This window comes from Halomonas qinghailakensis (assembly GCF_025820815.1).
In the GTDB taxonomy this organism is placed as follows: Bacteria; Pseudomonadota; Gammaproteobacteria; order Pseudomonadales; family Halomonadaceae; genus Vreelandella; species Vreelandella qaidamensis.
The window spans coordinates 2,697,278-2,720,820 of record NZ_CP096973.1; the positions used below are offsets into that span (position 1 = coordinate 2,697,278).

18 protein-coding genes are annotated in these 23,543 nt (G+C 53.4%); 11 read left to right on the forward strand and 7 right to left on the reverse strand.

Annotated features, from left to right (window positions below; genetic code table 11):
- Positions 1-115: 115 nt before the first annotated feature.
- The 5 genes from trpB (at position 116) to M0220_RS12525 (ending at position 4,401) form a co-directional block, all read left to right on the forward strand.
- A complete protein-coding gene (gene trpB, locus M0220_RS12505; protein WP_030073459.1) occupies positions 116-1,333 on the forward strand; it encodes a tryptophan synthase subunit beta in 1,218 nt (405 codons plus the stop codon).
- Positions 1,334-1,353: 20 nt separating this feature from the next.
- The gene (trpA, locus tag M0220_RS12510) at positions 1,354-2,193 is read left to right on the forward strand and encodes a tryptophan synthase subunit alpha (RefSeq protein ID WP_264017795.1); all 840 of its coding nucleotides are present in this window, start codon (positions 1,354-1,356) and stop codon (positions 2,191-2,193) included.
- A gap of 333 nt (positions 2,194-2,526) precedes the next feature.
- Complete coding sequence (locus M0220_RS12515) at positions 2,527-2,847, forward strand: hypothetical protein (protein WP_030073454.1); 321 nt, start codon at positions 2,527-2,529, stop codon at positions 2,845-2,847.
- Positions 2,848-2,927: 80 nt separating this feature from the next.
- Entirely contained in the window at positions 2,928-3,392 is a 465-nt protein-coding gene (locus M0220_RS12520) for a YpsA SLOG family protein (RefSeq protein ID WP_030073453.1), read from the forward strand.
- Between the two features lie 115 nt (positions 3,393-3,507).
- Positions 3,508-4,401: a dihydrodipicolinate synthase family protein gene (locus M0220_RS12525; RefSeq protein ID WP_264017796.1), complete on the forward strand. Its 894-nt coding sequence runs from the start codon at positions 3,508-3,510 to the stop codon at positions 4,399-4,401.
- A 65-nt stretch (positions 4,402-4,466) separates the two neighbouring features.
- Here M0220_RS12525 and M0220_RS12530 read toward each other — a convergent pair whose 3' ends face one another.
- Positions 4,467-5,435, reverse strand: a complete 969-nt coding sequence (locus M0220_RS12530) for a zinc-binding metallopeptidase family protein (RefSeq protein ID WP_030073419.1) — start codon at positions 5,433-5,435, stop codon at positions 4,467-4,469.
- A gap of 491 nt (positions 5,436-5,926) precedes the next feature.
- Here M0220_RS12530 and M0220_RS12535 point away from each other — a divergent pair, with 491 nt between their 5' ends.
- From M0220_RS12535 to M0220_RS12545, 3 genes are all read left to right on the forward strand, one after another.
- The gene (locus tag M0220_RS12535) at positions 5,927-6,181 is read left to right on the forward strand and encodes a HigA family addiction module antitoxin (RefSeq protein ID WP_264017797.1); all 255 of its coding nucleotides are present in this window, start codon (positions 5,927-5,929) and stop codon (positions 6,179-6,181) included.
- Between the two features lie 140 nt (positions 6,182-6,321).
- Complete coding sequence (locus M0220_RS12540) at positions 6,322-6,657, forward strand: zinc ribbon domain-containing protein YjdM (protein ID WP_030073414.1); 336 nt, start codon at positions 6,322-6,324, stop codon at positions 6,655-6,657.
- Positions 6,658-6,683: 26 nt separating this feature from the next.
- Positions 6,684-6,839 (forward strand): helix-turn-helix domain-containing protein, encoded by a 156-nt coding sequence (locus tag M0220_RS12545; RefSeq protein ID WP_264019230.1) that lies wholly within the window; start codon positions 6,684-6,686, stop codon positions 6,837-6,839.
- Positions 6,840-8,059: 1,220 nt separating this feature from the next.
- Here M0220_RS12545 and M0220_RS12550 read toward each other — a convergent pair.
- Entirely contained in the window at positions 8,060-9,076 is a 1,017-nt protein-coding gene (locus M0220_RS12550) for an IS30 family transposase (RefSeq protein ID WP_264017463.1), read from the reverse strand.
- Between the two features lie 387 nt (positions 9,077-9,463).
- Here M0220_RS12550 and M0220_RS12555 point away from each other — a divergent pair, with 387 nt between their 5' ends.
- The 3 genes from M0220_RS12555 to M0220_RS12565 all read left to right on the forward strand — a co-directional run bounded on the left by M0220_RS12555 (position 9,464) and on the right by M0220_RS12565 (position 12,322).
- Positions 9,464-10,705 (forward strand): nSTAND1 domain-containing NTPase, encoded by a 1,242-nt coding sequence (locus M0220_RS12555; RefSeq protein WP_264017799.1) that lies wholly within the window; start codon positions 9,464-9,466, stop codon positions 10,703-10,705.
- 64 nt (positions 10,706-10,769) lie between these two features.
- Positions 10,770-11,603, forward strand: a complete 834-nt coding sequence (locus tag M0220_RS12560; RefSeq protein WP_264017800.1) for a hypothetical protein — start codon at positions 10,770-10,772, stop codon at positions 11,601-11,603.
- Positions 11,600-12,322 carry a hypothetical protein gene (locus tag M0220_RS12565; RefSeq protein WP_264017801.1) on the forward strand — a complete coding sequence of 241 codons (723 nt, stop codon included), beginning with the start codon at positions 11,600-11,602 and terminating at the stop codon, positions 12,320-12,322. Before M0220_RS12560 ends, M0220_RS12565 begins: the two co-directional genes overlap by 4 nt.
- 578 nt (positions 12,323-12,900) lie before the next feature.
- Here M0220_RS12565 and recD read toward each other — a convergent pair.
- The 5 genes from recD to recC all read right to left on the reverse strand — a co-directional run bounded on the left by recD (position 12,901) and on the right by recC (position 23,436).
- Positions 12,901-15,294 (reverse strand): exodeoxyribonuclease V subunit alpha, encoded by a 2,394-nt coding sequence (recD, locus tag M0220_RS12570; RefSeq protein WP_264017802.1) that lies wholly within the window; start codon positions 15,292-15,294, stop codon positions 12,901-12,903.
- Positions 15,291-19,028, reverse strand: a complete 3,738-nt coding sequence (recB, locus tag M0220_RS12575) for an exodeoxyribonuclease V subunit beta (RefSeq protein WP_264017803.1) — start codon at positions 19,026-19,028, stop codon at positions 15,291-15,293. Before recB ends, recD begins: the two co-directional genes overlap by 4 nt.
- 96 nt (positions 19,029-19,124) lie before the next feature.
- On the reverse strand, positions 19,125-19,412 hold the full coding sequence (locus M0220_RS17420) for a type II toxin-antitoxin system RelE family toxin (RefSeq protein ID WP_030073398.1): 288 nt from the start codon (positions 19,410-19,412) through the stop codon (positions 19,125-19,127).
- A 3-nt stretch (positions 19,413-19,415) separates the two neighbouring features.
- Entirely contained in the window at positions 19,416-19,706 is a 291-nt protein-coding gene (locus M0220_RS12580) for a hypothetical protein (protein ID WP_264017804.1), read from the reverse strand.
- Between the two features lie 115 nt (positions 19,707-19,821).
- Positions 19,822-23,436 carry an exodeoxyribonuclease V subunit gamma gene (gene recC, locus M0220_RS12585; protein WP_264017805.1) on the reverse strand — a complete coding sequence of 1,205 codons (3,615 nt, stop codon included), beginning with the start codon at positions 23,434-23,436 and terminating at the stop codon, positions 19,822-19,824.
- Between the last annotated feature and the right edge of the window lie 107 nt (positions 23,437-23,543).

A 23,543-nucleotide genomic window follows, 5' to 3' on the forward strand; every position in this document is an offset into this window, starting at 1 on the left:
GACTTAACAGTTGACTAAAACTCACCTATTGATGACATCTTATCGATTTTTATCCCCGCCTGCCTGCGCTACCTTCAGTTCATTGCCAATTTCCAACGTGTACTCAGAGGTCGTGATGAACCAATTCGTGAATCTGCCCGATGCCAATGGGCTATTTGGCAGCTTCGGTGGCCGCTTTGTCGCTGAAACACTCATGCCGCTCATTCTAGAGCTGCAAGACGAATACGCCGCCGCGAAAAAAGACCCCGAGTTCCAGCGCCAGCTCGCCTATTTTCAAGGGGACTATGTGGGGCGGCCAAGCCCGCTTTATTTCGCTGAACGTCTGACCGAGCATTTCGGCGGGGCGAGTATTTACCTTAAGCGTGAAGAGTTAAACCACACCGGCGCACATAAGATTAACAACTGCATCGGCCAAGTGCTCTTAGCCAAGCAGATGGGCAAAAAACGCATTATTGCCGAAACCGGCGCTGGTATGCACGGGGTGGCCACCGCCACGGTAGCCGCGCGCTTTGGCTTGCCTTGCGTTATCTATATGGGCGCAACCGACATCGAACGTCAGCAGCCCAATGTTTTTCGTATGAAACTGTTGGGGGCAGAAATCGTGCCAGTCACCTCCGGCACCGGCACCCTCAAAGATGCCATGAACGAAGCGCTGCGCGACTGGGTAACCAATGTCGACGACACCTTCTACATTATTGGCACCGTGGCTGGGCCACACCCGTACCCCGCCATGGTGCGCGATTTTCAAGCGGTGATTGGCCATGAAACCCGCAGTCAAATGCTTGAAAAGCAGGGCCGCTTGCCGGATTCACTGGTCGCTTGTGTCGGCGGTGGTTCTAACGCCATGGGGCTGTTCTATCCCTTCATCAACGATCCTGATGTGAAGATGATTGGCGTAGAGGCCGGCGGAAAAGGGGTTAAAAGCGGCCTGCATGCAGCCAGCCTGAATGGCGGCACGCCAGGGGTGCTGCACGGCAACCGCACCTACCTGCTGCAGAATGAAGATGGCCAGATTATTGATGCCCACTCAATTTCAGCAGGGTTGGATTATCCCGGCATTGGCCCAGAGCACGCATGGCTTCATGAGCAGGGGCGGGTAGAGTACGTCTCCGCCACCGACGACGAAGCGCTGGAAGCCTTTCAGGTCTGCTGCCGCCAAGAAGGCATTATTCCTGCCCTTGAAACCGCACACGCCCTGGCCGAAGTCGCCAAGCGTGCGCCAACGTTGCCACGCGAGCACCTAATGGTGATTAACCTAAGCGGTCGTGGCGATAAGGACATGATGAGCGTGGCCCATCACCTGGGCGACAAATTCGGCGTTAAACACCTATGAGCGCGCACAAGGAGCCAGCTATGAACCGCTCTTCTCGCCTTGAGCACTGCTTTGCGGCGCTCAAACAGCAAAATCGCCCAGCGCTGGTCAGCTACCTGACGGCAGGCGACCCAGATGCTGAGACTTCGCGCCGCTTGCTACATGGGTTGCCAGAAGCCGGTGTAGACATCATCGAACTTGGTATGCCGTTCAGTGACCCGATGGCCGATGGGCCCGCCATTCAAAAAGCCGCGCTGCGTGCACTTGAAGGCGGCCAAACGCAAGCCAAGACGCTAGACATGGTGCGCCGTTTCCGCGAACAAAATGGCACCACGCCGATCGTGCTGATGGGCTACTACAATCCGATTTACTGTTATGGCGTTGAGCGCTTTCTAGCGGATGCCGCCCGTGCAGGGGTAGATGGCCTGATTGTGGTGGATTTACCCCCCGAGCACGATGAAGAACTCTGCCAGCCAGCGGCGCAACACGGCATTGATTTTATTCGCTTAGCAACCCCGACCACGGATGCTAAACGGCTGCCCAAAGTGTTGAGTAACGCCTCTGGATTTATCTATTACGTCTCCGTTGCGGGGGTTACCGGTGGCAATGCCCCCACGCCTGCGCGGTTGGAAAGCGCAGTTGGCCAATTGCGCGAGCACACCGAGCTACCCATTGCCGTTGGTTTTGGCATTCGTACCGCCGAGCAAGCAGCCACCATTGGCCGCTTTAGCGATGCAGTGGTGGTCGGCTCCGCGCTGGTTGACTGTATTGAGCATGCCAACACGCCTGACGACGCCGTTGAGCGCGTGCATGGTTTAGTCAAAGAGTTGGCTGAGAGTATCAGGGCATGCCGCACAGCGAGTGAGCCACAAGTCTGTTGATACAAGCAGATTGATACAGGCAGAGTAAAAAGAACGATACGTTAAGAGAGCAGGCCAGCAGCGCCTGCTCTTCATCAACCATTCTTCATCAACTACTCTTCATCAACTACTCTTCATCAACTACTCTTCATCAACTACTCTTCATCAACTACTCTTCATCAACTACTCTTCACCAGCTACCGACACCTCACCATTAGAATCCTTCTCACTTGTTTGTAAATAATGTTCATTTTTCAATGCTTGTAGCTACTTACTACCGCAGGCATTATCAGCGCTCGCGGCTGTCTGCTAAAAGCGGCAACTACAAGGATTTCATCACCCCGAGGGAGACGAATGGGAAAGCTCTTTTCACTGATCTTACTGCTGGCTCTTGGCTATGCGGGTATCTATTTCTATTACGGCGTCGTTGTAAAACAAGAAGTGCAGCATCAGTTAGATGCCCGCGGCCTATCGTCGTTGAGCGTTGATAAGGTTGAGTATGGCCTGCTTGCACCGATTACCACCTCTGCAGACCTCAGCGTAACTGTTAGCTACCGTGGCTCGCAGGCAGCAGTGGACATGGTGGTTTACGGCCACCCGGTATTTTCTGACGACGTCAACGTCGAGTTCGATGGCCTTCAAGCGCTGCGCTTAAGCATTGGCTTTGGTCAGTAGGTTTTAGCCCTTTCACTTTTACTTCCTAATACCGTGTGGCGATGTGTTTGCCACGCGATCAGAGATATATAGCCACTTTTATGTTGACTAAAATTATAAGCGGCGGCCAAACAGGCGCTGATAGGGCGGCACTAGACGCTGCATTAACATTAGACTTCCCCATTGGTGGAACCTGCCCCGTTGGCAGAATGGCCGAAGATGGACCGATCAGTAGCGTCTACTTACTTGAAGAAACTGGCGGTGGATACCGCCAGCGTACTAAGAAAAATGTACAAGATGCGGATGGTACTGCCATCTTCTATGCGTCTTATCTTCAAGGGGGAACAGAGGCCACAGCACTCTTTTGCATTCAGCAATCAAAGCCTTATAAACTGATTGATATAGAGTTGATTGATCCGCTTCACGCAGCAATGCTGCTAGCCGACTTTGTGCATGATCGCCACATTAACGTGCTTAACGTGGCAGGCCCCAGAGCCAGCACTTGTCCGGTAATGTATGCGTACGTAAAGCAAACGATTGAACTGGTTATCAAGCAGTCTCGTTAGGTTACGCTGTTGCTAGGTGAGATCCACACGAACACACAATCCGAAGTCAGCTGCTAGTATCCAGGGGCGTATAAAGCTTTTTAATAGGGCAGACATTTCACAAGGATTCTCCATCATGTTCACTGGCCTGAGCGCGTTTCCGCTAACCCCCATGAACGAGCAAGGTATTCATGAGTATGAGTTCACTCGTTTGGTGGAGCGCTTGGTGGAGGCTAGGGTGGACTCAATCGGCGTGCTGGGCTCGACGGGCAACTACGCTTATTTAAGTGGTGAAGAGCGTGCCCGCGTTGCCAAGCTTTGCGTTGAGCATGCTGCTGACGTACCAGTGGTGGTGGGTATAGGCGCATTACGCACCCGTGATGTACTAACCCATGCAGAAAACGCCCAGCAAGCAGGCGCTAGCGGCGTGCTTCTGGCACCGGTTTCCTATCAAAAGCTCACCGATGATGAGGTGTTTAGCCTTTTCGAGACGGTTTGTCGTTCGCTGAGCGTGCCGCTATGTGTCTATGACAACCCAGGCACTACGCACTTTGAATTTAGCGATGAACTGCATGGGCGCATCGCCCAGCTACCCCAGGTTCACTCGATTAAAATACCCCCTGTACAGAATGACATAGCCGCCGCACAGGCGCGCGTGGCACGGCTGCGTGGGTTAATTCCCAGCGACGTAACCATCGGCATTAGCGGCGACCCAGCCGCCGCCACGGGAATGCTGGCTGGCTGCGATGCCTGGTACTCGGTGATTGGTGGGCTATACCCAGAGACTGCGCTGGCGCTAACCCGTGCCGCCCAAGCGAAAGACGTAAAACAGGCCTGCGCACTGTCCGTGGCACTTGAACCGTTATGGGCACTTTATCGTGACTACGGCGGCAGCCTGCGGGTAGCCGCTACTATTGCAGAACTTACCGGCAAAGTCAGCCAGCCTTGTTTGCCCCTGCCGCTTCAAACGCTTCAAGGCGATGCGCGGAAAAGGGTAGCGGCGGCGATTGACGCATTGCAGCTAAGCTAACGCGTTGTGGATCGCAGGCCCTGGGTAAAGCGCTGCTTGTTCCTAGGGCTTGTTGTCAATGCGGGTTACAGCCCCTGAGCACCGCGCCGCAGCCAATCGTGGACAAACGCTAGCTTGCGCATCGCCGCGTCGGAAAGCACAAACGGATACAGATCCGAAAGCCCCATCGAACGGTTCACATGGTTAACACCGGCAACTAAGGATGCCGCAATGTGAATCAAGCGCTCAGCATCGGGTTCGGCATACGCATCCCAGCCATAGGTGTTGGGCAAGGCCGGAGAGGTCATGCCCGCCGACACAAAGCTATCGGTGATATCGGTTAAGTGCAGCAGGTGAGAGGTGGTTTCCGCCCAATCTTCGTGAGGGTGGGAGGACGCATAGGTAGATAGAAACCGCTGCCGCCAATCCGCAGGCGGGCCATTGTGGTAATAGTGCTGCAACGCGGCGGGATAATCCTCCCGCTCATCGCCAAACATTTCACGAAACGCATCAAGAAAGTCATCCCGCAAACTTAGCCGCCACCACAGCATATGGGCAATTTCATGGCGCATGTGGCCAATCATCGTGCGGTATGGCTCATCCAACGCCTCTTTGCGCGTTGTCCGCAGCACCGCATCTGCTTCCGCCACGCTGATGGTTACCACGCCACCCACATGCCCCATGGGTACCGGCGTTCCGCCTTCCGCCAACATATGAAACACCGGTGGCGCACCAGGGTCTTCCGGGCGAAACCAGTTCCAGCGGCCCAGGTTATCAATTACCCAGCGCTTTGCTGCTTCGGTTTGCGCCCAGTTAGGCATGGCGTCTGAAATAGAAGGGTCTGGGGCAAGGGCGGTCATCGCGCAGGCACGACAGAATTCACCCTGCTTAGGGGCAATCCAGTTGCAGCCAATCACTTCTCGGTTAGCGCAGAAGGGCGGCATCGGTAGAAAGGCGCGCGCCTGCGGGTCGTAAGCCACAGGAACGCCGTCGGCGGTCACCAAATTATCAAACCACAGTGAACCGGCACCGACCGGATTAGAAAACACACGCATAGGTCGGTAACTCAAAAGAAATGAGCTTTCAGTCTAGGAGGCAAGGCGCGGATAAGCGAATAGCGATTGCAGCACCATGCCAATATGAACACGTAGCCACCGCTACTAGGTCAATAAAGTGCTGGTGTGCACACTGCCCGCTATCGCGCTCGCCCAACTGCCCGTGTAAAGCCGCCGCGTTAGGGCTGATGTAAAAGTATTCATCGAATGCTCACTGGCTGGCTAAGCGTGTGAGCTGCTCAATCAGCTCAGCGGTGAGCTAGCAAGTTTTAGAAAAGCGCATCAATCTTAATCGGCTTGAATAGCATGGGTTCCGTGCTATTGCGTATTAATGATCGTAAATTTCAAAGACAAAGTGGTAGAAGACTTATTCAATGGAGAGCACACCAAGGCGGCTCGTAAGCTTTGCCCATCGTCTCTATAGGAAGATCGCATCACGGAAACTCGACTTGCTGGACTCAGTGCAGAGGCAGAGGCTTGAGGAACTAAAGGTGCCGCCAGGCAACCGACTCGAAGCGCTATCAGGCGACAGGCTCGGACAGCACAGCATCCGCTTCAATGAGCTAGTGAATAAAAAGCGCGGTGTAACACCCAGTACGGCGTTGAGACTGGCGCGTTTCTTTGGCGTTTCAGCCGATTTTTGGATGAATTTACAAATGCGCTGGGATCTTTACAAAGCAGAGCAGCTAGAACACGACGACTTATCCAGTATTCAAGAGGTAACGCATTGGCAAAAAATGGCCTAGCGCTTTCACTCAGGTAACAATACGCACCATTGGGAGTGGTGTTAACTAGCCATGGCTTCCGCACAAGGGGGTAGGCATTCGCCAAGGCTGCAAAGGCTCAGTATCATAAGTAGCCAACCCAATCACAGAAGCCACCTTCCATGTCATGCCCACCTTGCCCCAATTGCCACTCTGACTTCGTCTACCAGGATCAAAGCCTGTTCATCTGCCCAGAATGTGCCCACGAATGGAACCCTTCCGAGGTTGAAGCGGAAGACACCGTCATGGTGAAAGATGCCAATGGCACTCTGCTGGCTGAAGGCGATAAGGTAACGCTAATCAAAGACCTCAAGGTCAAAGGCAGCTCAATCGTGCTTAAGATTGGCACCAAGGCCGTTATCAAGCGGCTTAAGGAAGGCAAAGACCACCAGCTCGATTGCAAGGTCGATGGCGCTGGCGACATGATGGTCACCGCCCAGTTTGTGAAGAAAGCCTGAATAGATGACAATTAATTCGGCATAAACTGAATCTATCGCAATCAGCCTTTGCAGGTCTTCTTGGGGTCAGCATACGTACACTTCAGGACTGGGAACAAGGCCGCAGAGAGCCTCAAGGCCCGGCAGTTGCTCTGTTGCGAATTACTGAGCAACACCCCGACGTCTTTGAACAGCTTCACTAAGTAAAACAACGTGTAGCGCGTGGTAACGAATCTCGCGAGGAACGAGCGAATGAGGCACCCGCGGCAGGCGGCGGAACGACGCCCATCGCCGCTACTCCCGACCTCCGCGGAAGTGCTAACGCTTACATCGCGCTACAAAACCTGCCTATTCAATGCGTTAAGTAGCGCGTGGTAACGAGTCTCGTGAGGGACGAGCGGATGAGGCACCCGCGGCAGGCGGCGGAACGAGGCCCATCGCCTCTACTCCCGACCTCCGCGGGTGCGCTAACGCTTACACCGCGCTACAAAACCTGCCTATTCAATGCGTTAAGTAGCGCGCGGTAACGAATCTCGCGAGGAACGAGCGAATGAGGCACCCGCGGCAGGCGGAGGAACGACGCCCATCGCCGCTACTCCCGACCTCCGCGGGTGCGCTAACGCTTACACCGCGCTACAAAACCTTCCTATTCAATGAGTTAAGTAGCGCGCGGTAACGAGTCTCGCGAGGAACGAGCGAATGAGGCACCCGCGGCAGGCGGCGGAACGACGCCCATCGCCGCTACTCCCGACCTCCGCGGGTGCGCTAACGCTTACACCTCGCTACAAAACCTGCCTATTCAATGCGTTAAGTAGCGCGCGGTAACGAATCTCGCGAGGAACGAGCGAATGAGGCACCCGCGAAACATGCTAATCCACCCAAACTGACTCTGGTTTTATAAGGGGGCTTCAGCTTTGGTTCTACACTTCGATGATGATAGATGCTGGCTAAGGGCGGCTACGCCGCCATCGCCCACTAGAAGTGGCCTCCTACAATAGAGCAGTGGCACGATATCTTGTAGGAGGGAGCTTCAGCTCGCGATGAAGTAGGCACCAACATATAGAGCAGGCAGTAAGCCAGTAATTCCACAACTCTGACCCAGATCAACCCCGTAGCCTAAAGTGCTATTCCTTTGCGGTGGGCTTAATCTAAATTAACTGCTAAGCTAATTTTACTAAAGCGAAAAAAGCGCCGCAGGGAACAACCTAATGCCAAATGCCTCACGCATTGAGCGTCACCCTATTAGCCAACGCGTGCAGGCGCATGTTGATGGCACGTTACTTGCTGACTCGATCAGTTTTATCGACTTCGAGAGCACGCTGTAGCATTTTTACTCAGTCATTCTAATGTGCGAATTAACTTACTCATTGTTACAGGTTTCAGTTTTTACGCATGGCGGATGCAGACTCTGAGTGCAACACACTCATTGGATGGTTGATGGGCTTTCATGGTACTTGACCATCAGCTCGCTCATCACTTCTATCGGACATTTAAATCCAAAGCGTTTTCGAGGTCGCATATTCAGCTCAAAGGCAATGGCGTCCAGCTCTTCCTGGCTATGTGCTGAAAGGTCCGTTCCTTTCGGTAAATATTGACGGATAAGACCATTGATATTCTCATTGGCCCCACGTTGCCAGGGGCTGTGGGGGTCGCAAAAATAAATCGCAACGCCCGTTTCTTGAGTGATTTTTGCATGCTGTGCCATTTCACGCCCCTGATCATAGGTCATGCTTTTTCGAGCGGTGGTCGGCATTCGGTTCAGGGCGGCACTAAAACCTGCTACGGCGGATGTGGCGGTGGCGTCGTCCATTTTTGCGAGGATCAGATAGCCACTGCTAAGCTCTACCAAGGTGCCTACCGCGGACGCGTTATTCTTACCTTTGATCAGATCGCCTTCCCAGTGGCCAGGCATTTCACGCTTACTGACCTCGGGCGGACGTAAGTGAATGCTGATCATGTCAGGGATCTGTCCACGTCGATCCACTTCGCCACGACGAGGCTTGCGTGTGGTTTTACCTTGTCGCAAGCAGTGAATCAGTTCCTTGCGAAGGTGGCCAACAGGCAAGGCATAAATGGCCGTGTAGATGGTCTCTCGGCAGACGTAGGCATCGCGCAAATCAGGTAGTTTCATCGTCTTGAGCTTGCCGCTAATTTGTTCGGGAGACAAGCGTCGCCGCAACATATGCACGATGAGATCAAACCGTTCGGTGCCTGGCAAAAGCTTACGCGCAGGACGACAGACCTCTCGACGCTTTTCTCGCTGACGCTGGGCGTACCGGGCGCAGTAACCGTTCTGGGCCATTTGGTTACGGCGTATTTCACGAGAGATGGTTGAAGGAGCTCGCCCCAGGAGCTGGGCAATATGCCGAAGGCTCATCCCTTGGGCTTGACCCACTTGGATGCTGGCACGTTCTTCAATACTGAGTTCGAGGTAAGACATGGGACAACACCTTAGCGAAATGCTCAGGTGTTGCACTCAGTTTCTGCGGCCAAGCATATAAGAGGATGATTTTTATTTCTCGCAGGGGGGGGAGAATCAGTAAACTGGCTGAATTTGTGAATAGCTAATTTAATAGGTAGGCGTGCTTAAATATATCGTAATGTATACCTTTGTGTAAACGAAGTTGTATTAAGTTTTAATTTAGGTTGAATTGCATGTATAAAAAATATTTAGTACTGAAAGTTGAAAAAATGGGGGAGGTAAGTGAATTATTCATATCTATAGATGCTAAATTAAATAATTGATCTTTTCTACGGTTTTAAAGTGATTATAGATAATAGAGGTTTTTGTTTTTGAGTGGTTTTTATTTTGATAGGAGGGTTTTTAGTGGCAAATGGTGAGTTTGGCTTAGAGCGCGAGTTAAAGATAATAAAAAGTGGGATTAGGAGTGTTTTCACCCCGCATATCCCGGTGGACGAAATACAGCATTTTTTTGGTCGTGAAGAAGAAGCAACAAGACTTGTTAGCGTAATTAATTCTCCCGGTCAGCATATTTTAGTTTACGGAGATAGAGGTGTAGGTAAAACTTCATTGGCTAAAACCACCTGTAAAGTTTTGCTACATAGAATACAAAGAGGACTTTTTTTTGAAAAAAGTTGTGATTCAAATGATTGTTTTTCGACAGTTTTTGAAGAGCCTTTAGAAAAGTCCGGTATTGATTTTTCTTTTAAGGAGCGAACTCAAACTCATAATGAAAGTGGTGGTGCAGGAATTAACTTAGGAATGGCTAAGGCTGATGTAACATCTAAACGAGAAGTTAAGACAACAACGTCGGCAATCTTCAAACCAAATTCGCCATCTTGGGTTGCTAACCAATTAAAGGACATGTCTGGTGTTTTTTTGATTGATGAGGCAGATTCTATACAATCTAATGAAGATAAAAAGAAAATTTCAGAATTAATAAAGCTGTTAAGTGACTGTAATTCCGATTTTAAATTAGTGGTAGTTGGTATTGCCAAAACAGGTGAAGAGCTAACAGCTGGGCATCCGTCTGTCGAGAGATGCTTGAAGGAAGTCTCATTGCAACGAATGTGTAATGATGATTTGAAAAAAATAATATTGAACGGTATGAAAAGTTTGAGTTTAATACCTGATGATTATGTTGTAAACAAAATAGTTGATATTAGCGCAGGTTATCCCCATTTTACGCATTTGATAAGTCTCAAATGTGGTGAGTATGCGATTTCTAATAATGAGCGCCATATTACAAGAAATACACTTAAAGTAGCGTTGAGTGAAGCTGTTAAAGATTCAGAAGGAGCATTGAAGCGTATGTTTGATACAACTTTAAGGGCTTTGAATAAGCCGGCTGAATATAAGCTGCTTTTATTAACTGCTGCATACTGTAAATCACCAGAGTTTCGGAGTGCTGAGTTAAGAGAAAAACTAAATTCGAAATTCGGCGTGAATATTGATTCCCAATCTTTAAGTAGGCGACTAACTCTTTTAACTAAAGGTGATAAATTGACCATACTTGAAAAGCCAGCAAGAGGCTGTTTTCAATTTACTGATCCTAGAATGCCTAGTTTTTTGAAAATGGCTTTAAATTCTGATGATAATGAAATTTAAAAAAATTCATAAATAGCTCTACGATAAGTTGAGCATGGTTTTCACATACTTGCATGTTGGCGTTATGAAGAAAATTGAATTAGATTTAGTGGTTGAGACCACAGAAAATGAAATAGACATGCAGTATGGGCTTGAAACTCTCAAAGGTACTTCTGACGTTGTTACATTAGTATCTGAGGCTATATTGCAGGGAGGTATAGCAAAGACTGGGCGAAGAACCGCAAGTAGTAATAACCTTAGGACAAAACTTAAGCAATCTTTCAAAGGTTCATTTGGTCAAAGGTTTTCAATTGAGGTTGAAGATAAAGAATTAATTTGTAAACTGAAAAAGATGGGGGATGTTGTATTTTTAGATGTTTTAACCTATTTTATTATGGAAGCCTTGTATTTAGACTCTGGAGATTTGTCTGAGGAAGCCTATAAAGTTATTGATGAACTAGAAGGCTTGACAGATAACTTGTTTCGAAGAATAGATTCTCCGTTAAAAGAGATGCATAAAATCTCAAAATACTACGACTATGACGTTAAGTTAAGGTACAGGAAAAGAGGTGATAAAGTAAAACAACTTGTGAAGTTGACACGAGAAACTTCCTCTCACCTCACTGATTTATTGATTGATCGTAACGTAAAAGAAATAGATGCTATTATTATGAGGTATCATTCTAAAACTGGAAATGGAAGGCTTTATGTAAAAGGGCATGAAGAGTTCTATTCATTTGGATATGGTACTGAGCTCGACCAAGTGAAAACAGAGCTTAAAAGAAAAATTTCAGAAAACCTTCATGTTAATAATGCTGTAAGCTCGGAAGAGGGTACTTATATGAAACTTCGAGTGATGAGAAAACTATTACCTTCAGGTGATGTCATTAAGTTTCTAGTAGTTGGTGTGTTGGAATGAAACCTAAGTTTTTTGTGATTATAGCATTTCTGGTTCTTGCTTTAGGTTGGTTTTCATATTGGATGAATTTTGGATTTATTCATAAGCTGGAAATATCGAGCTCACAAGAGCATTGGGCACTTTTCGGTGATTTTCTGGGAGGAGTTGTTAATCCGATATTAACTTTTCTAACCATCTTAATATTGGTTAGGTCTTTGTCGTTACATAAAGAAGAAGTTGGGAAAGTTAATAAGCACGAAAAGGTCAGGTCGTTTGAAACTCACTTTTTTAATATGATTGCCTCGCAAAAAACTCTTTATGATAATTTTGTCCTTGAAGTTGGTTTTGATGTTAAAGAGGAGTATAACTCCGCGAATGCTGTTATTGCCCTAGAAGATATTATTTTAGAGATTAAAAGTAATGGAGGATCTAAAGAAGATATTGCTCACGCCTTAAATGAATATGATTCGGAGGATCGTATATACTCTGTTGTGCGTACATTCAGTGTGATAGTGAAGTTGGTTGAAAAGAAATTAAGCGATAGCTGTGGTTTTGATAAGGATGAACGTTCTGAATATTACGAGGTTTTGATAAACTATACTGATTTTTCTTTAGTCCGGCTAATTCTTATATCCATAAAATATACTGAGTACGCACAGACTAATTGTTTGCGCAACAATAAAGAATTTATGGGGGTTTTTGAAACGCTGGGTATTAGTGATTATCTAAAAAATATTTAGAGTAAATGGAGGTTTTAATGGTTAAAAAATAAATATTCGCTATATTTTTGTCAATAGTGCAGAAAAGCTTGCTCCGTGAGTTGTCCATTAACTCCCCCCACTCACCCTCACTGCCGCCTCATTCAACACTCCGCGGTTGGTTTCCACCAGCGTGCGCCAGTCGCAGGCGTGGGTAATGCCGGTGTAGACCAGCTAGCGGGTGAGGATGGTTGATAGTGTATAAGAGCTTTTAGTTTTTTTGAATTACTTACTGCAATTGAAAAACTATCTGAAAGGAAAGTTATGGCTGGCATGAATCTAGTAAAACTAAAAAGCTCTGCAGTTACAGAGCTTTTTTATAAAAATTATTTTTTATGGTGGTGAGTGTCTAAATCTTTATGCTTTTGCTTGTTCTCAGGAGTGACATGGCGACGTTGATCAGTTTTTCCGGTCGATTTTGCCTTGGGTTTAGGACCTGGTTTTATTGTCATGCTGATTAATTCCTTTTTTTGAAGTGGCTTGATTAAATTAATGATAAATATTTAATTAGCCTTATATTTGTAGCCTACATTTGTTTTTTTGCCAATTTTAACTTCTCCTCACCCAATCCCACTCACCCTCATCACTTCCCTAGTCACCGCCTCATTCAGCACTCCGCGTTTGGCTTCCACTAGCGTGAGCCAGTCGCGGGCGCGGGTGATGCCGGTGTAGACCAGCTCGCGGGTGAGAATCGGGTTGATCGTTGGCGGTAGCAGCAGGGCGGTGTGCAAGAACTCCGAGCCTTGGGATTTGTGTACCGTCATCGCGAATACGGTTTCTACCGCGTGCAGGCGGGAGGGCAGTACCCAGCGGATGGTTTTTTCCGGGTCGCTTGTCGGAAAGGCAACGCGTAATAGCGATTTACCCGGCGTGCGCGGGTCTGGCACGGCGAGGGTGATGCCGATATCGCCGTTCATCAATTTTAGGCCGTAGTCGTTTTGGGTGACCAGCACCGGGCGGCCTTCATACCAGCCTTTTTCCAACGTGTAATCACTGCCAAACAGCAGCTTTTCGCTACGTAGGGTTTTGGCGATATGCAGGTTTAGGCCTTCTACCCCCCAGGGGCCTTTGCGCAGCACGCACAGCAGTTGAAAGTGGCTGTAGGCACTTAGCACCTCAGCGGCCCAGGCATTATAGGCCGCAGGGTTGTCCTCAAACGATTCCCCACGCGGGCGCTGTGCGTTCAGCACCTTTAGGTAATGGCGGTAGCCGGTGGGCGGGGCGATGGGTTCATTTTTGTGGTTGGTGCGGCCTTCACCGCCATTCAGAAACTTATCCGCGCTGCCGTGAATGACCAGCTTATCCAGCGCGGTGTCCTCTGAAAGCGTTAGGTGGTGCAGGTCTGGGTAGCCATGGCGCAGCACGGCGTTAACGGCCTGCTGTTTTTCCCGATCACTTTGGGCATGTCTTGGCTGGTTAATCGCTTGGGCCAACTGGCCGATGCCGCTGTGTTTGTTAAAGCGGTGGCTTACCCGCAGCATGGTAATGGCTTGGTCGAGCGGCTGGCCTTCAGCATCCAGATACTCTGACGGCAGCGGCTGGCCGGTAGCGCTTTCCAGCCATTGGGCGGTTTCCGGTGTGTAGTGGGCGGCCTCTGCGCGGCGGCATAAATCGCCAAGTACCGAGCCAGCCTCTACCGAGGCCAACTGGTCTTTATCCCCCAGCAGCACGCACTGGGCATTGGCGGGCAGGGCGCTCAGTACGGCGGCCATCATTTCGATATCTACCATGGAGGCTTCGTCGATGACCAGCACATCCAGCGCTAGCGGATTGGCGGCGCTGTGGCGGAAGTGGCGGGTGTCGGGGCGAGCGCCTAGAAGTCTATGGAGCGTTGTCACTTCAGTGGGAATTGCTATTGCGCTTGATGATACTGTGTTGAAGCGCTCCTCAAACTGCTCATTTACAGGATGTAAACTCCGCGTTTTCGTCGCGCTTCGCCTTGTCTCATCTTCGCTCATAACGCAATTCGTTAAGAGTTTTTCTAACTGTGCCAATGGCAAACTGCTGACTTGCCCAGCGATGGATTCATTCAGGCGGGCGGCGGCTTTGCCGGTGGGGGCGGCTAGACGAATGCGCAGCGGTTGGCTGGGTGAGTGAGCCAGTTGCAGGGTTTGCAGCAGGGCGAGCAGGCGCACCACGGTGGTGGTTTTGCCGGTGCCGGGGCCGCCGGTAATAATGCCGAAGCGGCTGCGAGCGGCCAGGGCGCAGGCGGTTTTTTGCCAGTCGAGGTTGTCGCTTGGCTTGAACAAAACATTCAGCGCCTGGGGGAGAAGGCCGGGGTGACTATCGTCACCTATCGCCCAATAAATTGGCCTCCTACAACGGTTATCAGTTGCCGTCGTGGCGTTATCATTCATCGCCTGTGTGTGGGGGGTGTTTTCATCTTCTAAGCGGCTGACGATTTGCTGATGCAGGGTTTGTTCATACTGCCAGTAGCGGCGTAGGTAGAGTCGCGTTTCTGAAGCTGAGTGAGCGGTCACTACCACCAACGGCGTGTTGCCGGGGCCTTCGCTGGTGAGTAGCGGGTGGTGCAGCGCGGCTTGCCATTCGCTTAGCGTAAGCGTTGCCAGCACGTCGCTAGGCAGCGGTGGCGGGTCGGTTAAATCATCCCCTTCTGGCGGTAGCGAAAGGGCGAAATCCGGTGCGTTAAGCGTGGCGTTTAAGTCCAGACACACATGCCCTCGGCCTAGCTGGTGGCTGGCCAGGGCGGCGGCTAACAGCAGCAGCGCTGGGGCATCCGGTGCTTCTGTCGCTAGAAAGCGCACCAGGGCGCGGTCTAAATCACGCAGCCAGCCCCTGGCTACCCAGCGTTCGCATAGGGTTAGCAATTCGGTGGTATCGCTTAACGCAGGGTGAGCGCTCACTGGCGCGGGGGCTATTGAAGGCTGGGCATCCTGTGTCTCGACGGCATCGCCAAACAGGTCGAAGGTGTGGGTGTCTTTGGGCTTACTCATACCGTCGCTTCCTGTGCGGGGCTTGAAAACGATGCGCCTGCAAACAGGCTATCCAGTGCTTCGATCAGTTCAACCGGGGCGTGCTCGGAAAATACCCCGCGCCCTGGGCTGCGGCTGCCGCGTAGAAATACCGTCATCGAACCGCCTAGATGCTGGTGCGGGTCGTAATTGGGCAGGCGCGCTTTGAGCAGCCGATGCATAGCTAGCAGGTAAAGCGCGGCCTGGAGGTCGTAGCGTTTGGCCAGCAACGCATGGCGCAAGGCGTCCGGTTCGTAATCGCTGTCATTCGGCCCTAAATAGTTCGATTTCCAGTCCAGCACGTAAAAGCGCCCTTGGTGCTCAAAGGCTAAATCAATAAAGCCTTTCAGCATGCCGTTTAGGGTATCGGCATCCAGCGCTGGGCGCTCAACCCCTGGCAGTAAGTGCTTGCTGACCAGCGCATCAATCGCTTGGGTGTTGACCCGTTGGGCGGCCAGCCAGAACTCTAGCTCTACTTGGTAGCTGGTGAGTTCGGTCAGTGCGACGCTTTGTTGGTTCGGCGCGGCCAGCGGCAACGGTGTGGTGAGTAGCGCTGAAAGCCAGCCAGCCAGCGGTTCCTGCCATGCTTGCCAGCCACGCAGCTGCACGCGCCGCCATAGCATATCGTTGAGTGAATCGTGGTCGTTGGCAGCGGCTTCAAACCCTTGCCTGCCTGCCCATTCCAAAAGCCCATGCAAAAATGTGCCCGGCCCTGGCCCCCTTGGAAACTTATGCAGGTGGAAAGTGTCTGGCTGGGCCAACTGGGATAGTTCCTGGGGCTCATCCAATACTTCAAACGCGGTGGCTTCCTGGGCGGTGGTGGGTTCCAGGGGCGTTGCCGTGGGGGCGCTGAGCGTGCCGGAAAGGCGCAGCGCCGAGTAGCTGGCAATCCACCAGTGCTCTTTGGCCGGGCGCGTGGGCGTGCGGGCGTGCCCAAGCGTGGCGTTTTGTTCGGCGCTTTGTGCAGAGAGGGCAAGGCGCTGGGCCGTGGGTGCCGGTGGCTCGCTGACAACAATCTCACTGCCTTGAGCCAGCGCTTCCAGCGCGGTGGTTAGCTCTGCCGGTGCAATGGTTTTTCCGCCGCTAACCAGGTAGCCGAGGGCGCTATTTTCCACCCCTTGGAGCGGGGCTAGCCCCAGCCAAGTCGCGTGGCGGGCGCGGGTCAGCGCTACATAAAGCTTGCGCAGGTCTTCCCCTAAACGTTCTCGGTCGGCAGTGGCCTGTGTTTCTTCATCCGCGCTTAGGCTGAGCTGAAGGTTGCCTTGGGCGTCGTGCCAGCGCAGCGGTATGTCTTTATCGCTCACCGGGCGGTGGTTGGCGATAAATGGCAGAAATACCAGAGGGTACTCAAGCCCTTTGGATTTGTGGATGGTGACCACCTTGACCAACTCCGCATCGCTTTCTAGGCGCAGCTTGTGGCTGTCGCCGTGGCTTTCCGGGTCGGCAATGGCCTCATACAGAAAGCGAATCAGCGCGTGTTCGCCGTCTAGTTCAGCACTTGCCTGCTGCAGCAGTTCGCCCAAGTGCAGCAGGTCGGTGAGCAAGCGCTCACCCTCTTCGAATTCTCCCAGCAAGCGGGCTGGAATATCGAAATCCACCATCATGCGGCGTACCAGCGGCAGCACACCCTGGCGCTGCCATAGGCGGTGGTAGTGGCTGAATTGCTCTACCCGTGCTTCCCAAGCCAGTTCGTTCTGTTGCAGATGATCAAGGTCGGCCAAACTGAGCCCTAACACTGGCGTTGCCAAAGCGGCGCGCAGGTGGGCTTCGGCCTGGCGGGAGCTGGCCAGTGGCTCGGTGCAGGCGCGCAGCCAGCGTTCTACCTGCTTCGCCATGGGCGAGCTAAACACCTTGTCGTGGTCGGAAAGGTAAACACTCTTTACTCCACGGCTGGCCAGCGCTAAGCGAATGGCGCGGGCTTCCTGCAGGCCGTTGACCAGCACCGCCATATCGGAAGGCTTTAGCGGGGTGAAGTCATCGCCTTTCTGAAAACCGCTTTTGCTTTCTTTATTGCCACCTTGGCCTGCCGCGAGCAGTTCCACCATATAAGAGGCGCAGCACTCGGCCATCTCGGTTTGGTAGGCGGTTTTGGAAAGTGGTTCTTCGCTGGTTAACGGCCAGAGCGTCATGGCGGGCAGCGGCTGGCCTTGGTGGACTAGCTGTTCGTCGCGGCCTTTGGCGGCTACCGGCAAAAACGGCAGCGGGTTTTCGCCGCCTTCTTCGCGAAATAGAAACGCCCCAGCCGGGTGCTGGTCGGCGTAGTGGAAGCAGTGATTGACGGCTTCCACCATGGCGCGGCTGGAACGGAAGTTGGTGCCTAGCGTGACGTGGCGGCCTGCGGTGTCTTGGCGGGCCTGCAGGTAGGTGAAGATATCCGCACCGCGAAAGGCGTAGATGGCCTGTTTGGGGTCGCCGATCAGCAGCATGGCGGCGTCGCGACGTGGGTTGGCAACGTCATAGACCGCGTTAAAGATGCGGTACTGAATCGGGTCAGTGTCCTGGAATTCGTCAATTAGCGCGACGGGGAACTGGCGCAGAATCTGCGCTGCCAGGGCGTCTTTGTTGGGGCCTTGCAGGGCGCGGTCTAAATGGGTGAGCAGGTCGTTGGGGCCCATTTCGGCGCGGCGTTCTTGCTCGCGCTCCATACGTACCTTGCACCACTGCACGGCGTGAATCAGCAGGTCGTTGCGCGGTTCGGGCAAGGCGTTGAGGGCGGCGGGCAGTGCCTCAAACGCCTCAAACGCTGGGTGGTTCGGTGGCTCTCCGTTCCAGATTTCAGCAATGCCTGCCGGTGTCAGTCGCTTCCATGCAGTGGCCTTCTTATCCATATCAGGACTGACAAGGTCGCTTTCCGCCCATTGCTGAATTTTATCCAGCCATTTTCCTCGATGATCTTTGCGCATTTTGCCAGGGGCAAAGTGCTTGGCTGTTTGGCCATCGTCAAAAAGCTGCCGTAGTTCATTTACCCACGCTCGCCAAGGAGCTTTGAGTTCTTCAAGGCGTGCGCTGCGTTCGGCGTCGGCAGTGCTTAACGTTTCTGCTGGCGCGTGGCGTTGGCTGCCCAGTGCCTCGCTTTCGTGGAGCAGCTTGCGCACCTCTTCATGGAGATTATCCGGCGATTTCCAGTAGCGGGTAATGCTGCCCAGAGAGTCGGCATCCAGCGGGTAATAGAAGGTGCGCCAGTAGTCGCGCACCACTTCTTGTTCCAGTTCGCACTGGTCGTTTTCCAGGTTGAGTGAGAACAGGCTGCCGCTATCGAAGGCGTGTTCGCGCAGCATGCGGTAGCACCAGCTGTGGATGGTGGAAACGGCGGCTTCGTCCATCCATTCGGCGGCTAGTTCCAGGCGGCGGGCGCAGGCGGGCCAGGTGGCCTCTGTGTATTGGCTGCGGAGTTGGATGAGTAAAGGATCGTCAGCGGGTGGCTCGCCCGGTGCTTTTCTAAACACCGCGGCGGCTTCTACCAGCCGGTGGCGGATACGTTCACGCAGTTCCTGGGTGGCGGCATTGGTAAAGGTGACTACCAGAATTTCCGGCGGGGTGAGCGGGCGCACAAACGCGCTGTCGTCTTCGCTGTGCTGGCCGCCCAGTACTAGGCGCACGTAGAGCAACGCGATGGTGAAGGTTTTGCCCGTGCCCGCGCTGGCTTCAATCAAGCGGCTGCCGTGAAGCGGTAGCGTGAGCGGGTTGAGTGGGGTGGGTGTGTCAGCCTGGCTCATGCGGCTTTCTCTGTGTCAATGGGCTGTGACTGGGCCAGCGCAATAGCCTGGGTCAAGTGTCAGAGCCGAGCTCCAGCAAGACACAAGCCCGATTGGCTATATACGCCGGTTGGCAAGTTCGTACACTTCGTCATCCCGCCGGGCTCCTACCGCTATGATGAGCACTTGGATAGCGGATCCATCCACTTTATAGATGATTCTCGTATTACCCGTACGCATCCGCCTACAGCCTGCTAGAGCGCCTCGAAGGGGTTTGCCGAGTTTGTCAGGCTCGCCGTCGCGGATCCTCTCTTCAATAACATCAAGGAGGCGATTCGCTGCAGCGGAGCCCAACCGGGTGAGATCATTTTGAACATCAGGGTGATAGCGCAGATGCCAGGCCATGGCTCAATCGTTCTGACTAAATAGAGCGCGCATGTCATCGTGCGAGACGGCCTGATTTGCCTGGTAGCTCGCTAGGCGGTCTCGGGCGATAGCCTCAATACGCAGGTCTTCAAGCTCATCAACGAGATCCTGATAGGCCTGAACGTTCATCAGTACCGCGGCAGGCTGGTTATCCTTGAACACCACGAGTCTATCCGTCGAACGTGATGATATTTCTTTGAGTCGAGCGCTGAAGGTGCGCGCCATGGCAGTCGCTGAGACCGCGTCTTCTGGACGTTCAAGTAAGGTGGCCATGGTTAACCTCTGGATGTATTAAACTACACGTATTAAAATATGTTTTATTATACATACAATTCTATGTAGAGATGGTCGATTAAGCAAGGTGTATCGCTGATGGCCTTCTGGCGTTTCATTGCTTTTTACCCTCCGGCTTTTTACCCTCTGGCTTTTTGACGGCCTTGAATAGCGGGGCGTAGAGGGCGTCTGTCAGGGTGGCGAAGGTGTGTGGCTGGCCATCATCAGATGCTTCTATGCGGTCGAAAAACAGCCGTTCGAAGCGTGGCCACTGGTGGCCAAGATAAGGGCTTTGTTCGACTTCGCCGGTGGTTTTGTAACCGCTCTCATAGACTTTTACGGCAGCGGCGTAGGCGTCGCTTTCCTGACCTTTCTCAGTGGCAATGTCTGGTGTGCCCAGCTTTGTCAGCCACGCAAAGGCGGCCTGGGGGGCCAGCGGAAGCGGCACTTCTAAGCCGTGTTGCCAGGCGTTTAGCTGGGTTTCCAGGTGGGCGCGGGCGGTGTCGGCAGCGACAGGTTCCAGGGTGATATTGCCTGCCTTGGAAAGCAGCTGTGTGGTCATCGGGCCGCTGAGGTTGCCAGCTAAATGCGCAACCCAGTGGCGCAGCAGCAGATGCCACTGGTACTTGCCGTTTTTGACCAGGCTGCTGCTGAGTAATAACAGGCGGCAGCGGTTGCCCGCATCATCCTGGCGTAGTTCGCCTAGCCAATCTTCAAGCGTAATACCGTTCTTGCCTTCCAAGTGAATGGCTTCTGGGTCACCTAGCGCAATCGGCCAAGCGCCTAGGGCGTCTTCATAGCCGGTGAACAGCGCTTCCATGGGTTCTGCTAACGCATCGCGCATGCGCTCGCCAAAGGCGCCCATAGCCAGTACACCTTGGCCCTGAAAGCGTTCCAGGGCTGCGTGCAGTGCTTCGATGCGCGGCTCGCCGCGATCAATGGCGTAGCGCTGGGCGGCGATCAGTTGGTCCTGTAACTGCCAGTTTTGCAGGCCATCCAGGGCGAACGGTTCTTCGTCCAGCTCGGCAATTGCTTCCTGCTCGAAATATACCCCCAACCGGGTATTGAAGAAGGCGCGTACTGGCTCGCGCAGGAATTGGCCCAATTGGCCAAGCGTCAGGCTGGTCGGGGTGTTTTCCGGTGGGGGAAGTGTGGTTTGGGCAGCCTGAGGCGTGCGCGGTGCGTGTACCTCGCGCCATTCATGTGCATAGGTAAAGAGTCGGTTTGCTGCGTTGTTGAAGTAAACGCGGCTAAACGGCTGCAGCGGGTGCTCGGTGGTCAGCGCTTCCAGCAGCGGCGTACCGTTCTCGAGCTGCCAGCCTGCTTCTAGGTGGTCACGCAGTTGGCCGACCAGCACCGAAGGCGGTAACGGGGTGTTGTCGATTTGGCTTCTGCCGACCCAGCTTATATAGAGCTGGTCGCGGGCGGAGAGCAGCGCTTCCAAAAACAGGTAGCGGTCGTCTTCCCGGCGGGAGCGGTCGCCGGGGCGGTAGTCACTACCCATTAAATCAAAATCTAGCGGTGGCTGGGAGCGTGGGTATTCACCGTCGTTCATGCCTAGCAGGCACACGCGCTTAAACGGAATAGCGCGCATGGGCATTAGCGTGGCGAAGTTAACCGCACCTGCTAGAAAGCGCTGGGAAAGGCTGTGTTCATCAATCTGTGCCAGCCAGTGTTCGCGCACCATGGAAAGCGGCAGCGGGTCGTTTAATTGAGCTTCTGCGCTGCTTTCCAGCATCTGCTGCAAACCGTTTTCCAGCTTGGTGAGCATCACGCTTTCTTGGGCGTCGTCGGTAAGAAAGAAGGTTTCTAGCAGCGTGCGCAGCCGCGCTACCCAACTGGCGGGATCAGTGGGCTGGCAGAAGGTTTCCCAGGTCTCTTCGAGCTTTTCCAGCAGGGTGGCTAACGGTCCGGCAAGGCCGGCTTCCAGCCCACCGATGTCGTCAAACGGTTCAATGCCTTGCCATGCGTGGCCTTCGCCCACGGTGTAGCCCAGCAGCAAGCGGCGCAGGCCAAAGGCCCAGGTGTTTTGGCTTAGCCCGCCAGGAAGTTCGAGAGTCTGGCGCTGCTTGGCGTTCAGCCCCCAGCGGATGCCTGCGCCTTCCATCCAGCGCTCTAGCACCGGCAGGTCGCGCTCTTCAAGCCCAAAGCGCTGGCGCAGAGCGGGCACATCGAGCAGATCCAGCAAATCGCTGACCGAAAGACGCAGCTCTGGCAAGCGCAGCAGCTTTTCCAGGGCAATCATTAGCGGCAGGCGGTGGCGGCTGGCTTGGTCGGAAAGCGTGTAGGGGATATGCCGCGGGTCATCGTTTTGTAGCTGGCCAAACACTGCGGCGATATGCGGCGCGTAGCGGTCGATGTCTGGCACCATCACGATGATATCCCGTGGGCGCAGATCGGGGTCGGCACTGAAGGCGGCTAGCAGCTGGTCGTGAAGAATCTCAACTTCCCGCTGGGGGCCATGGGCAATATGAAACACCATGGAGTCATCTGCCGAACTTAGCGCGGGCCAGTGAGTTTTGGTTTCCGCCACGGGGCGAAGTTCGCGAATATCATCTTGGAGTTGGCTGAGCAGGCAGTCGCGATCAACGCCGTTAAACGGCTCGAACATATCAATACGCAGCGCCTGCTGCTCAAACAAGGTTTGGTAGTTGCCCGAATCGTCGTGTTCATCTAGTAGGCGCAGGTAGTCGCGGCCCTGCTTGCCCCAGGCAGCGAGTAGCGGCTGGGCGTGTAGATGCAGGGCATCGTCGGCGTCGCCAGTGCCCAGTACATCTAGCGCTTCAGGCATACCGGTTTTGCGCCGCTGGCGGTAGCGGTTGGCGCGCAGTAAATCCTTGTGCTCGATGATATCCGCCCAGTAGAACTGGCAGGGGTTGTGCACGCACAGCACGATTTGGCAGCAGCGCGAGAGCGCCGCTAGCGCTTCCAGGGTTTGTTGGGGCAGCGATGAAATACCAAAAATAATTAGCCGCCGAGGCAAACCGCGCGGGCAGGGCTGGCCTTCCAGCTGTTCAGTGGCGTTCAAAAAGCGCCGATGCACCTGGGCGCGGCTACTGTTCAGACCTGCATCGCCTTGGGTGGCGGCAACGTCTTCGCGCAGTATGCGCCATAGCGCAGGTTGCCAGCGCTGATGCTCTTCCAGCGGGCGGGGTTCGCCCCGAGCGGTTATCAGTACGTCGTCACCGTTGGCCCAGGCATCCAGCCAGTCGGCGCGGTAGACCTGATACTGGTCGAACAAGTCCGCCAGCCGCTCGGCCAGTTGGTAGTGTTTGCGCTGGTCGCGGTCGACTTCCAAAAACTGTGCCAGCGGCGCGAACACTTCCTGCCCAGATAGGCTGGGCAGCAGGCGCAGCAGCCGCCATACCAAGCGCGATTTATCAAACGGCGAGGTTTCAGGTACCGCGTCACCATCTTGATCAACGTGGGTGAGCACCGTGCGGTAGGCCTGCCATAGAAACCGCGCAGGCAGCATGACATCCAACGCGGCGGCGATGCCTGCGCCGCCGTTTTCTGGGTCTTCCGCCAGCGCTAGTTTTAACCACTGCCCAATGCCGTTGCTCTGCACCAGAATGGTCTCGTTTTCCAGCGGCCCCAACGGGTGCAAGCGCATCCACTGCACCACCAGCCCGCGCAAGTCTTCCAGGCGGTTAGCGTGCACCACCATAAAGCCAGGGGTAAGCGACGTTGGCGAGAACGGTGTTGGTGAGCCGTGTGAATTGGCAGGCATGCGGTGGTGTTCCTTCGCGGCATTAGGCAGTGGGAATAGCGCTTAGCACTATGGTGCCATAAGTTAAGTGTCTTGCGGGATGCGCGTTATATCGCCAAGCTATGCGG